12 protein-coding genes, 1 tRNA gene and 1 pseudogene are annotated in these 12,437 nt (G+C 65.7%); 5 read left to right on the plus strand and 9 right to left on the minus strand.

Annotated elements, in window-relative coordinates; genetic code table 11:
• Positions 1 to 402: 402 nt before the first annotated feature.
• The 4 genes from rluB to BLS50_RS00860 all read right to left on the minus strand — a co-directional run bounded on the left by rluB (position 403) and on the right by BLS50_RS00860 (position 5,715).
• Entirely contained in the window at positions 403 to 2,163 is a 1,761-nt protein-coding gene (gene rluB / locus BLS50_RS00845) for a 23S rRNA pseudouridine(2605) synthase RluB (protein ID WP_074800017.1), read from the minus strand.
• A 60-nt stretch (positions 2,164 to 2,223) separates the two neighbouring features.
• Entirely contained in the window at positions 2,224 to 3,261 is a 1,038-nt protein-coding gene (gene scpB, locus BLS50_RS00850) for an SMC-Scp complex subunit ScpB (RefSeq protein WP_074800019.1), read from the minus strand.
• A gap of 272 nt (positions 3,262 to 3,533) precedes the next feature.
• Positions 3,534 to 4,736: a pyridoxal phosphate-dependent aminotransferase gene (locus tag BLS50_RS00855; RefSeq protein ID WP_074800022.1), complete on the minus strand. Its 1,203-nt coding sequence runs from the start codon at positions 4,734 to 4,736 to the stop codon at positions 3,534 to 3,536.
• A 76-nt stretch (positions 4,737 to 4,812) separates the two neighbouring features.
• A complete protein-coding gene (locus BLS50_RS00860) occupies positions 4,813 to 5,715 on the minus strand; it encodes a LysR family transcriptional regulator (protein WP_074800025.1) in 903 nt (300 codons plus the stop codon).
• Positions 5,716 to 6,145: 430 nt separating this feature from the next.
• On the opposite strand from BLS50_RS00860, the pseudogene BLS50_RS00865 reads away from it, so the two are divergent.
• Both BLS50_RS00865 and BLS50_RS00870 read left to right on the plus strand, forming a co-directional pair.
• Positions 6,146 to 6,541 (plus strand): annotated as a pseudogene (locus BLS50_RS00865) (transposase); the annotation flags it as partial.
• Between the two features lie 201 nt (positions 6,542 to 6,742).
• Positions 6,743 to 6,994, plus strand: coding sequence for a hypothetical protein (locus tag BLS50_RS00870; protein WP_027813379.1), 252 nt, complete (start codon positions 6,743 to 6,745; stop codon positions 6,992 to 6,994).
• 197 nt (positions 6,995 to 7,191) lie between these two features.
• Here the strand turns inward: BLS50_RS00870 and BLS50_RS00875 are convergent, their stop codons facing one another.
• A complete protein-coding gene (locus BLS50_RS00875; RefSeq protein WP_011545254.1) occupies positions 7,192 to 7,509 on the minus strand; it encodes a hypothetical protein in 318 nt (105 codons plus the stop codon).
• A gap of 160 nt (positions 7,510 to 7,669) precedes the next feature.
• On the opposite strand from BLS50_RS00875, the gene BLS50_RS00880 reads away from it, so the two are divergent.
• The 3 genes from BLS50_RS00880 to BLS50_RS00890 all read left to right on the plus strand — a co-directional run bounded on the left by BLS50_RS00880 (position 7,670) and on the right by BLS50_RS00890 (position 9,277).
• Positions 7,670 to 8,386: a YdcF family protein gene (locus BLS50_RS00880; protein ID WP_027810281.1), complete on the plus strand. Its 717-nt coding sequence runs from the start codon at positions 7,670 to 7,672 to the stop codon at positions 8,384 to 8,386.
• A gap of 221 nt (positions 8,387 to 8,607) precedes the next feature.
• Positions 8,608 to 8,883, plus strand: a complete 276-nt coding sequence (locus BLS50_RS00885; protein ID WP_006486101.1) for a hypothetical protein — start codon at positions 8,608 to 8,610, stop codon at positions 8,881 to 8,883.
• Between the two features lie 136 nt (positions 8,884 to 9,019).
• Positions 9,020 to 9,277: a hypothetical protein gene (locus BLS50_RS00890; RefSeq protein ID WP_012328373.1), complete on the plus strand. Its 258-nt coding sequence runs from the start codon at positions 9,020 to 9,022 to the stop codon at positions 9,275 to 9,277.
• A gap of 47 nt (positions 9,278 to 9,324) precedes the next feature.
• Here BLS50_RS00890 and BLS50_RS00895 read toward each other — a convergent pair whose 3' ends face one another.
• The 4 genes from BLS50_RS00895 to BLS50_RS00910 all read right to left on the minus strand — a co-directional run bounded on the left by BLS50_RS00895 (position 9,325) and on the right by BLS50_RS00910 (position 12,420).
• Complete coding sequence (locus BLS50_RS00895; protein ID WP_027810280.1) at positions 9,325 to 9,615, minus strand: putative quinol monooxygenase; 291 nt, start codon at positions 9,613 to 9,615, stop codon at positions 9,325 to 9,327.
• A 534-nt stretch (positions 9,616 to 10,149) separates the two neighbouring features.
• Positions 10,150 to 11,358, minus strand: coding sequence for an outer membrane protein assembly factor BamC (gene bamC / locus BLS50_RS00900; RefSeq protein ID WP_054927676.1), 1,209 nt, complete (start codon positions 11,356 to 11,358; stop codon positions 10,150 to 10,152).
• Between the two features lie 140 nt (positions 11,359 to 11,498).
• Positions 11,499 to 11,575: transfer RNA gene (locus tag BLS50_RS00905), tRNA-Pro, on the minus strand.
• Positions 11,576 to 11,706: 131 nt separating this feature from the next.
• Positions 11,707 to 12,420 carry a class I SAM-dependent methyltransferase gene (locus BLS50_RS00910; protein WP_074800028.1) on the minus strand — a complete coding sequence of 238 codons (714 nt, stop codon included), beginning with the start codon at positions 12,418 to 12,420 and terminating at the stop codon, positions 11,707 to 11,709.
• Positions 12,421 to 12,437 lie beyond the last annotated feature (17 nt).

The raw sequence follows: 12,437 nt of genomic DNA on the forward strand, positions 1-12,437 counted from the left end.
GGCGCGCGCCTTAGCCGGCGCAGGAAGCGCTACCCGAGATGCCTAACCGTTTCAGCAAAAAAAAATGGGCGGAACGCCCATCTTCTTACTGGTGGTCGCACCTGAGCCGCACATTGAATCCGTACGCCCAGCGACTCCGCGATTATAGCGATTTTTGGCGCAAACGCCAAGCCAGCCGGTAAAAGCAGCGCGTCGGCTGCCTTTACGGACCGAAAATGCGAAATCGGGCTGCCCGATCGACCGGCACTACCCTGCCGCACCGGTGATCATCGTTGTCGCGGCACGCGACATCAAAACAGCCGAAACTCACAACGCAATGCGTCGCGCAGACAAAGCCGGCCGGATGCCGGCCACGCCGACGTATCGGCGGCTTTGCGCCGCCGTACGTCAATCGACAGACGCTTAGCGGCTGCGCGTACGGCTGCGCTGCGGACGCTGACCGCCGCGCGGGCCGCCGTTGCCGGCGCCGTCGGCACGATTGCCGTTCGGATTGCGATTGCCGCCGCCCTTGCCGCCGCCGCGCTTGCCGCCCGCACCCTCGCGCTTGGGGCCTGCGCCATACGACGCGCGATTGCCGTCGACATCGCGACCGCCACCTACACGGTTGCCGTCGCGGCCGCCGCCGGTACGATTGCCGTCACGGCCGCCGCCCGCGCGGTTGCCGTAACCCGACGGCGCAACCGGCAAGCTGCCGTAGCCGCTCAGGCCCGGCAAGCCCGGCCCGCCGCGCCGGCCACCGCCGCGACGCGGCTGGTCGAGTTGTCCGTGCGTCGTCAGCACCGGTTCGCGGCTGATGAAGCCCATCGACGTCTGCATCGGATCGGGCTGGCGACGCTCGGTCGGACCGGCAGCGCCGCCGCGCTTACCCTTCTCCTCGGACGGCGCCTTCAGGCCGACGGTCGCCATCAGCTTGCGCACCTGTGCATCGTCGAGCTCTTCCCAACGACCACGCTTCAGGCCGCGCGGCAGCGGAATCGGGCCGTGACGCGTACGGATCAGCCGGCTCACCATCAGGCCGACCGCCTCGAACATCCGGCGCACTTCGCGGTTGCGGCCCTCGGCCAGCGCGACGTGATACCAGTGGTTCGTGCCTTCGCCGCCGCCATCGCGGATGCGCAGGAAATTCGCCGGACCGTCGTCGAGCTCGACGCCGTGCAGCAGCTTTTGCCGCATGCCTTCGGCCAACTCGCCGACGACCCGCACCGCATACTCGCGCTCGACGCTGTAACGCGGATGCATGAAGCGGTTCGCGAGATCGCCGGAAGTCGTCAGCATCAGCAGACCTTCGGTATTGAAGTCGAGGCGGCCCACCGCAAGCCATTTCGCCGTCTTCATCGGCGGCAGACGGTCGAACACCGACGGACGGCCTTCCGGATCCGCGTGGCTGACGATTTCGCCGGTCGGCTTGTGATACAGCAACACGCGCGGCGGCTTGTTCGGCAGCTTGCGCTTGACCGGCTTGCCGTTGATCCGCACCTGGTCGGTCGGCATGATCCGCTGGCCGATGTGCGCGGGCTCGCCGTTCACCGACACGCGGCCGGCGACGATCAGCTCTTCCATTTCGCGGCGCGACCCCATGCCCGCTTCCGCGAGCACCTTGTGGAGCTTCGGCGCGTCGTCGTCCGGCGACAGCACGCGCTTGTTGGCCGGCTGGGCGCGGCCGCGGCGCAGCATCGGCGCACGCACGCCGCTGCCGCCCGCGGAGTTGTCCGCGTCGAAGGCGGGCGACGTCACGTATGCGAACAGTTCGTCCTGGGACGCATCGCCTTCCGCCGCCTTCGCCGGGCCGCCTTCAGCCTTCGCTGCACCGCGACGGCCCTGGCCAGCCTGGCCGCCCTTGGCCGCCGCCGCGCCTTCGCGCTTGCCGGCCGGCTTGCGACCGCCCTTGGCCGCGCCTTCCTTGCGCGGCGCACGCGCCGGCTGCGCGTCGGCGGCCTCGGCCGGCTGCGCATCCGCGCCCTCGGCACCCTGCTGCTCACCTTCGGCGCCCTTCGACTTAGCCGCCGCGCGACGCCGCGCGATCAGGCTACGCGGGCCGCGCCGCAGACCGCGGCGGGGACGCTCGTCGCCACCCGCGGCCGAAGCATCCTGCTCCGGCGCATCGTCGGCACGCGCTGCCTGCACGGCAGGCGCGGACGATTCAATATCGTGGATATCTGTCAAAACAACCTCAAAATGTCAGGTCTCGCGCCCGGCGCGGGCGCGGCAAGAAGTTGGCCGCGATCAGGCGCGACGCTGTTCGGGTTCTGCTTCGTCGTCCGGCAGCGCGTCGGCGCCGATGGGCGCACTGGCGCTTCGGACGGCATCCGCGAGACTGTCGGACGTGTCGTCCAGCGTCTCGTCGTCCGCGGGACGGGAGCGGGAGGCGTCGGCCTGATCGGCCTCGCCGGGCATGTCGCCGGCCGCTTCCGCTCCGTCTCCGGCAGCCGCTTCGGCGGCCGGCTTGCGATCTTCCTCGCTCGAATCCGCACGCTGCGGCTCGGGCTGCACACCGGTCGGCACTGCTTCGGCACCAACCTGTTCCATACGTTCCGTTTGCGCGCGATCAGCATCGAGCGTATCGCGACTCGGAATTTCCTGCGTCGACGCGACGTCGGACGCGACATCGCCGGGCCCTTCGGCCGACTCGTCGGCGGGCGCTTCATCCGCCAGCGCCTGCGGCACGTCGGCCGCCGCGTCGTCGGCTACCACTACGTCACCGTCGAAATCCATGGCCTGCTGCGCGAGCAGCGCGGCCTCGACGTTCGCGGCCGGCTCTTCGAGCGCCGGCAGGTCGTCGAGCACCTTCAGGCCGAGATCGTCGAGGAACTGCTTGGTCGTCGCATACAGCGCCGGACGCCCCGGCACGTCGCGATGACCGATCACCTCGATCCAGCCGCGATCCTCGAGCTGCTTGACCACCTGCGTATTGACCGTGACGCCGCGAATCTCTTCGATGTCGCCGCGCGTGACGGGCTGCCGGTACGCGATGATCGCGAGCGTTTCGAGCACGGCGCGCGAATATTTCGGCGGCTTCTCGGGATGCAGGCGATCCAGATAATGACGCATCGCCGGCTTGCTCTGAAAGCGCCACCCGGTCGCCAGCGCCACCAGTTCGACACCGCGGCCGGACCAATCCTGTTTCAGATCTTCGAGTAACGTGCGGACCGTGTCAGCCGACACGCCGTCGGCAAAGAGCTTGCGCAAATCGCCGAGCTTCAGCGGTTCCTGCGCGCAGATCAAAGCAGTCTCGAGGACGATCTTCGCCTCTTGGGTATTCATGCAGCTAGGCCAGACCCTGTGGTCAAACGAACCGGATCAACAAACAGACGAAAGGAACGGAAGACGCGCTCGCCCGATTCTGATCGGTCATATTGATGGGAGCACGAACCGGGGGCGGCGAATCAACTTCAAGCCAGGCCCAAACCGGACGGAACAGCACGGCTCAACGACGGAACCGCGTGACTGAACGCCATATTACGCAAAATCGCCCGGTGCGTAAAGATGAGCGAAACAGGCCGCCGCCCCGGCGGCACGCCCGCTCCGTCCCCGCTTCAGCGAACGCCCGCGCCGTGCGCGAGGAACCTGCGTAGTCGCTCCACGCCCGCGTCGAGCCGCGCCGGATCGCACGCATAACACCAGCGCACGAACCCTTTTCCCTCCGGGCCGAACGCTCGACCGGGCGCCAGGCCGAGCCCCGCGTCGCGCACCAGCGTCTTGCAGAACGCCAGGCTGTCGGTCGCGCCCGGCAGCCGCAGGAACAGGTACATGGCGCCGGGCGGAGGCGGCACCTCGACGCCCGGCAGCGTCCGCAGCGCGGCGACCAGGTGATCACGCGCTTCGCGCAGCGCCGTGACGAACGATCGCACGAACGGCTCCCCGTCGCGCAACGCGACCTCACCGGCGGCCTGCACGAAGCCCGGCGCGCACGACGTGTTGTATTCGACGAGCTTCGACAGGTCGCCCATCACCGACGCCGGCCCAATCAGCCATCCGAGCCGCCAGCCCGTCATCGCCCACGCCTTCGAGAACGAATTCACGACCACGACGCGCTCCTCGCGCGACGCGATATCGAGGAACGACGGCGCGCCGCCCTCGTCGAACGCAAGCCGCTCGTACACCTCGTCGGCGACCAGCCAGATGCCGTGACGACGGCAATGGGCGAGCACGGCCCGCTGATCGTCGCGCGACATCGTCCAGCCGGTCGGGTTGTTCGGCGAGTTGATCAGCAGCATCCGCGTATCGGGCGTCAGCGCCGCGAGCAGCCGACCGACGTCGAGCTGCCAGCCCGCGTCGCCGTAGCCGAGCGGCACGCAGTCGACCTGCGCGCCGAGGATTTTCGGAATCTCGACGAGATTCGGCCAGAGCGGCGTGACCGCGACGACACGTTCGCCCGGCCCGACCAGCATCTGCGCAGCCAGCATCAGCGCACTCACGCCCGAACTCGTTACGGCGACCGTGTCGGCCGCCGTCGCACCGTGACGCGCGCTGACATAGGCGGCGATCGCGTCGCGCAGCGCCGCCGTCCCGAGATTGTGCGTGTAGAAGGTCGCGCCATCGCGCAGCGCCGCGGCCGCGGCGTCGCGGATGAAGTCCGGCGTCACGCGATCGGATTCGCCGAACCAGAACGGCAGCATGTCCGGCACGCCGAAGCCGGCGTTTGCGACCTCGCGGATCAGCGACGGCCGCAGCGCGTGCACCGCGGCGCGCGCCGCCGGTTCGTCGCTCGCCGGGAAAAAACCTGCGGAATGCGTCATCGAAAACCACCGTCGAGGAACACGATCCGCGTAGTGTACCGGCCGGCAAGCCAGACCGGACGCACGCCAATACGCGTCAGTCGAGATCTTCGGCCCGCGCCGGCATCTGCCGCACCAGCTCCCAGATCGCCTGCGCGGCGGGCGACAACGACCGGTCGCGGCGGCGCACCAGTTCGACGGTGCGCTCGGTGCGCGGCGTGAGCGGCCGCGCGACCAGCGTCGAGCCGGCAGGCAGCGGCAGCGACAGCCACGGCTGCACGCTTACGCCAACGCCGGCCTCGACCAGCCCGAACACGGTCGCCGAATGCCCGAGCTCCTGCATGACCGTCGCGTTGACGCGATGCGTGGCCAGCGCGGCATCGATCAGCGGCCGGCTGCCCGACGCATGATCGAGCAGCACGAGGCGCTCGCCGTCCAGCGCCGTCCATGACACCTCGGCCCGTGCCGCGAGCGGATGGTCGGCGCGCGCGACGAGGCAGAACGAATCCGTCATCAGCGGCTCGCAGACCAGATCGGCGACCGTCAGCGGGCCGATCACGACGCCGAAGTCGACTTCGCTCGACTTCACCTTGCGCAACACGTCGCTCTGCACGTCATCGCGCAGGCCGAGCGTCACGAACGGGAACTGGCGCTCGCACGACGCCACCACCCGCGGCATCAGCCTGCATGCGATCGTCGGGCTTGCCGCGACGATCACGCGCCCGCGGCGCTGCTCGCCGATCTCGCGAATCTCGCGCAACGTATCGTCGAGATCGTCGAGCAGACGCGACACACTCGCGATCAGGTTCGCACCGACGTCGGTCAGCTGCACGTCGCGCGTCGTGCGGTCGATCAGCTTCAGCCCCAGTTCGGCCTCGAGCTCGCGCACGCAGCGGCTGACCGCGGACTGCGTGAGCCCGATCTCGTCACCCGCCCGACTGAAGCTCTTGAGCCGCGCGACTTCGATGAATACGCGGAGCTGGCGCAGCGTAACGTTCATGTCCCGGCCTCATCAATCGTCGATATCGATGCACGATTTTAATGCGCGAAACGACTTCGATGAATGAATGCGGCACCGGTCGCACATGTTTCGCTGCGGTGCAATACGTTCGCAAACGCACGTGGCATGGGCGGATTGCACAAGATTGGTGATTGTCCCGATTTGCTCACGGGTTATTTTGGCGTCTTATACGCCCCTAGCTGACTTAGCCGTTAGCTCGCTGCCAAGCGGCTCTCGAGGGATTTACCTCTGACATGGCACGCTTCGTGCATTACCTTGCGCACAGGGTGCAGGTTTCGTCGGACGGAAGAGTAGAAACGCCGCTGCCGGCCAACCGGACGCCCCCACCCGGCACTCGACGATCGAGTGCTTGAAGAGTGCGCGGCGCAGGGCAGCGCACCGGAGTTAGCTTCGCTGAGGTGAGGACATGATGCTGTTCGACGATTTGAGAGATAACGAATGGGCGCTGGTCGAGGGTCTGTTTTGCTCGGAGCCCGCACGGAGTGAGCGGCGTGGCCGCCCCCGCGTGGAAGCCCGATCGGTAGTCAACGCCGTGCTGTGGGTGCTGTCGACGGGTGAAGGCTGGTCGAAACTGCCGGGCCGCTATCCGTCCCCGCCGACCTGCCGCCGCCGCTTCGACGAATGGCAGGCGGACGGTACGCTCGCCGAAATCGTGAAACGACTCGGCACGAGCGGCCGTCAGATCTCGCTGCGCGGACGCATCGGCGCAAGCGCGGCGAAGCCGCCCGCACCGCCGAGCCGCGACCGGCTGCGCGGCGCGTTCTGGACCAATCCGGAATCCTGGCGCGCGCCCGTCAAGATGGCGTAACGAATGCTCGATCGGGCGGCTTCGGCCGCCCGGTTTCTTTTTGCGACGCGACTTCGTTGCGACGCATGCCTTGTCGTCGATTACCGTTGTCGTGCCGCGAAACATCTATTTACCAATATTTACAGCAAGCCTGCACTCCCACGCTTACCTTAGCGTCATATCAACAGGCCGCACTGACGGCTTGAAGGGAGCCCCGCCATGAAAACAATGTCACTGCTCGTTGCATGCGGCATTGTCGTTTCCGTGGCGCTGACCGCTCCCGTCCATGCCGACGATCGGGTGAAACCGCCGCATCGCCAGCAGGATCACCGCAACACCCTTCGCCAGCCGCCGTCCGCCAACCCGCCCAGCCGGCAAACCGTGCCACGCGGCGACTTGCGCGGCGACATCGCCAGCAACGCGCGAGCACGGATTGGCTCACAGCCACCGGGCATGTCGCGTCATCCGTAGTCCTGCCGATTTCGAGATTTCGCCAAAGAAAATGCCGGTCTCCGGGAACTGCGCCCCATGCGGCGGGTCACATCGTTGCCATGAGCACAGCGTGGCAGCAGCAAAAGTATCCGGTACGCCCGTATCCTCGTGATACGGGCTTTTTTTTGCATCGCCGGCCTGCGCGGCGATGCGCGGGGCGGGATGAAGACCGACCGCTACAGGCGGCTTTCGAGAATCGCCACGGCGCTCGCTTCGCTCAATGCGTAGTCGTCCATGCGGCGATCAGTCCAGGAAAGTAATTTCTCGGCGCGCTCGAGGCGCGAGAATTCGGCTCGACCGCTGTCGGTCAATACGGCAATGTCGACCGGTGCATGGAAGCCCGGCGCGGGGGCAACGGTCTTCTGCCTGACCGTGTCCATCAGCCCGAGCGAACGGAGATACTCGAACACGCCCGGGCGGCGTGCCCACGGTACCTGGCGGTACTGCACTCGTCTCAATGCGTCGAGCACCGCTTCGTTGGAATACGTGGCCATCTCGATTCTTTCTTAAAGTGCAGCGACAATGCGAAGCGGCGCGCCGGGCGGGGTCTCCGCCCGCCGAAACCGCCACCGATTCTGGAGGCCAACGTTGTTCGGCGTCGCGTCAGGGCCGTATCGTCAGCCGTCCATAAAAAGACACCATACCCCAATCAAATTGATTCTGTTCGATTCATTTGTACTTCTCTTCATCGGTTTCATGCTCTGCCGCAAGCAGCGTCGAACCATTTCGATCGTCGCCGCCGCGCTGTTCTGGCTGCTGGCGACGGGCTGGCTCGCAGCGCCGCTGATCGCCTGGAGCGAGGCCGGCGTCACGCCGGTCGAGCATCCCGACATGCACGGGCGAACCACGCTGATCCTCATCGGCGCCGGCACGCATCGCACCGACACCGGAGTGCAGCCGCCGCCCGACGGCGTCGCGCGCATCCACAAGGTTGCGGCGCTCTATCGCACGTGCCGGCAGCAGGCCGAACGCTGCACCGTGGTGATGTCGGGCGGCGACCCACAGCATCACGGCGATACCGAGGCAGCCGTGTACGGGCGCCAACTCGTCGCTCAAGGCGTGGCGCCGGCCGACCTCGTGCTCGAACCGAACAGCCGCACAACCTACGAAAACGCGAAATTCACTGCATCTATACTACGCTCACAGTATGACGATGCGCGCGTTCTCGTCACGTCGTCGTACCAGATGCGCCGGGCGTTGCTCGATTTCCGCCGTTTCGGCATCGATCCGCAGCCCGTTTATGCGAATCTCCGACGCGCGCAAACGGGCTGGCTGCCCCGCTGGCGCAATGTGGCCAACGCCGAGCAGGCGCTGCACGAGCTGGTCGGGATCGCACAATTCCACGTGTATCGTTGGCTCGGATGGTTTTGACCACGGCGCGAAACCCCGCGCGAAAATCTCTGCACCACCCTGGATGGCAGACGCGTGACGAAGTGCGCGAAGTGTTGCGCGACTTCAACGGGGCCTTGCGTCGTGCGACGATCCGGTGCACATTGATCCGTCACTTTTGTTACACTCGACACGCACTCGATTGCAGTCGCCAGACGAAACGGCAACACTCGGGTTCATCACCACTTAGCGGAGGTAAAGCAATGAAGAAGACGTCCCTGGCTATCCTGGTAGCGATGTCGGCGCTGACTGGCGCAGCGTATGCGCAAGAGAGCACGCAGATTCAGACCATCACCGATCCGGCCAAGATCGCCGAGATCGAGCAGCGTGCACAAGCGCTGCAACAGCAGCAAGCGGCCGAAGCGGCTCAGCCGGCGGCGCAGGAAGAGCATCACCACGGCAAGAAGGCTGCGCATCACAAGGCAGCAGCGAAGAAGGCCGGCAAGAAGGCGAAGGCTGCAGACGCTGCCAGCCAGTAAGTTCGGCGGCACCGCTCCAGTAAAAAGCCGAATCCGGGTAACCGGGTTCGGCTTTTTTGGTTGCGGCGCCCGCGCGCTGTGCTAAAGTCGCGCACCGAAATTTTCCACCCGTGCGCACCCCGGTGCGGAGGACAGCATGAGCAACATTCAACTCGACATCGAGTGGACCGAAGCCGCCACTCGCCAGATCAAGCAACTGATGCCCCGCGGCTCGGACGACGCGTTTCTCGCGCTGCCGCCGATCGAATGCCTGCCGATGGAGGGCGACGTGCTGTTCCTCGGCCCGCAAGGCAAGCAGCAACCGTTCATCGTTGCCGAGCGTCAGTATCACCATGACGGCGATGCCGACTGGACGATCATCCTGATCCTCGACGTACCCGGCACGTCGCACTGACGCGCCGCCGCGACCGGACACGTCCGGTCGCCCTACCCGGCTCGGACTCAGACGAGCTTCGACAGCACGCGGATTTCGGAACGCTCGATCCAGTCCGCGGCCGCTTCGCGATAAGCGAGAATATGCGCGGAACGCGCATGGGCGGCCAGCGCCTCCTCGCTCTCCCAACGCTCGACGAATACGAACCGCGCGGGCTCCTTCAGGTCCCGGTGCAGGTCGTACTGCAATGCGCCCGCTTCGTTGCGGGTCGGCTCGACGATTCCCTCGAGCACGGTGCGCAGTTTCTCCTCCGCGCCCGGCTTCGCCACGATCAGCGCCACGACTGCAATTTCCGCCATTCCCGCCTCCTTCATCCGAAAAAGTCCGAGAATACGCGAATCCCGCACCACGCATCGGCTATGCCGATACGACAGGGCGATGGCACCAAAAAAATAGCCCGCGCTTCAGAGAAGCGCGGGCGAAACCGTCGCCCTACGAGGATAGGCGACGGGGCCATCGAGATCCGCACGCTGGCGCGGATCGTCATCTGTTGCGCCGACGCTTGGCGCGTCGGCATGTGAGGGTGTCGATGCCGTTGTTCAGGCGCTCGCGGCGCATTCCCGGCCTCTGACACCGTCCTCCCTGTTCTAACGATTCCAACCTATAAAGCAGGTTGCGTGCCAGGCATTACGTGATCAACATTCCATTGATTTATAAGGACATTTTTTTAGATCGGCGACAATGTGACACGTGTTCTGTCCTCGTAACGCTCGAATGTTACGTAACGTCACGAGAAGGGACGGGCCCCACCGAACAGGCGTACGCGTCGGCGAGCAACCATGAAAAAAGCCCGCCGGATGGCGGGCTTTTCAAGGGGGCGGAAAACGCCGGGATCAGCGGAGCTGATTCACGAGCAACCCCATGATCTGGCGAGCCGGCGATGACGTATCGATCGCGCCCGCATCGTCGACGACCGCGACACGCGTCTGATCGGCCGTGAGCGCCTTCACGTTGACGCGATACTGCTTCGCCTGCTTTTCCTTCTTGCCATGGAACAGCTGGCTCCAGAAGCCCTGCTCGGCCGCGCTCAAATCCTTCGGATCGACGTAACGCACGAAGTACAGACCCTTCGAGCGATCGCGATCGTCGACCGTGAAGTTCGCGCGATCGAGCGCGAGACCGACGTGCAGCCACGACCGGTCGTACGGTTCGCCGAGCGTGACTTCGGACGGCACGGCCGCTTCAGCCGCGTCATTGCCTTGCGCCGACGTGCGCGAGACGTTCTGCGCAGCGATCGCCGCGGCAGCCTTGGACGACGCGTCGCCATCGGCCTTCTTGTCCTTCGGTACCGCGTTGTCCTTGATGTTCGCGATCGGCGGCTCGCCGTTCTTCGCGCGCTGCTCGTTCTGCGCGAGCACGGCCATCAGCCGCTTCAGGTATTCCGTCTCGAGCGCCGGATCGTTCGGCTTCGGTTCCCACTTGCTCGAATCGTTGTTCGCACCGGTGATCGCCTCGCGCATGCCCTTCTGGCTGATGAACACGTAGGTGCCGCCGTTCGGCGCCGAATCGAGACGCGTGCGGTACTTGTTGCGCTCGGCCGTCACGTACGAATTGCCCATCGCCTTCGAGATCACGCTGCGGATCAGGCCGTCGTTGATCTGCGGATGGGTTTCGTTCCAGTCGGTTTCCATCACGCCCTTGTCGCGCTGGTCGACGACGAGCAGGAAGCCCTGCTCCTGCCAGAAGCGGCGCACCTGCGGCCAGATCGCGGCGGGCTGCTTGCCGTCGATCACGAGCCAGCTTTCGGTGCCGTCGCGCTGGATATGCATGCCGGCCACGGCCGGCGCGACGGTGTCCAGCGCAGGCGCGGCCTGCTGGACCTGCTGGAGCGCGGACAGGGAAGTCGCGCCGCCCTGGGGCGGCAGCGAACGCTGATCGGCCGTCTCGTCGAGCATGTTGGGCGGCACTGCGAGCGACGCTTCCTTCGATTTCGAATCGCTCTTGTAGTCCACTTTCGTGGGCGACGACGTACCGCAACCGGCGACGAGCGCGCCGGTGGCGAGCACTGCAGCGAACCGCATGGTAAGACGAAGATCAGTCATGTTCGGGGAATCCTCTTCCGCTAAATCGCGGCGCTTTCCGTGGATCAACCTTGCATTTTACCGGGGCCGCGCTGCGATGTGCAAAAAAGCGACGGCCAAGAAAAAACCCGCGCCAGCCTGAGCTGACGCGGGTTCTTGTCTGGTCGGGGCGAGAGGATTTGAACCTCCGACCACCTGCACCCCATGCAGGTACGCTACCAGGCTGCGCTACGCCCCGAAAGAAAAAAATTATAACAGACAGTTTCCCGGTTTAGAACGGGTCGCATGCATTTTGTGAGTGTTCTCGTGAAATTCTTTTGCGTGACGACGCCAATGCAGGCAACCTGCGGCACCGATCCCGCATCGCCGTCATCGCTTGCGCGCGACGCAGATGACCGTCAAGCCGGCGACGCGGTTGAAGCGGAACATCGGCAGCTCGATACGACAGATCGTCTTGAGCAAGCCGTTGACGAACGGATGATGACGGCGCAATTGCGACTCGGGCTCGCGCGGATGCGGACGCACCCGCTCGCCGAGCCGCAATGCGGCCGCGAGCGGAAACGTGAGGCCGAAATAATAGGCGCCGTGCTCGACGTCGAGCCCCGCACGCCGGACCACGTCCTCGAGGCCGCCGAGCGTGTATCTGCGCTTGTGCTCGAGGAAATCGTCGTGGCCGCTCCACAGGAACTGGAACGCGGGAACCGTGATCAGGAACCGGCTGCCCGGAGGCGCGCCCTTCACGTACTGCGTCAGCAGTCCGACGTCGTCGTCGACATGTTCGAGCACGTCCATCAGCAACACGAGATCGGCATCGAAGCGATCGACGGCGCGCCGAAAGTGGATCGGCTTGCCGGCCGCCTCGCCGTCGCTGTCGTCGGCGTAGCTCGTATCGACGCACCATGCTTCCGTCGCCTGCGTGCGCTCGAGCAGATGCTTCGAGAAAAAACCGGAGCCCGCGCCGACGTCGAGTATCCGGTTCGCGCCCGATGCGCCGAGGAACCGGCGAATCGCGCTCGCCTTCGACGCGTAGTACCAGTGATCGCCCACCCCCGCACCGAGTACGTCGACTTCCTTCAGGTCCATGGTGCTTTCCCGTGATG

This window comes from Burkholderia orbicola (assembly GCF_900100915.1).
Lineage (GTDB): Bacteria > Pseudomonadota > Gammaproteobacteria > Burkholderiales > Burkholderiaceae > Burkholderia > Burkholderia orbicola.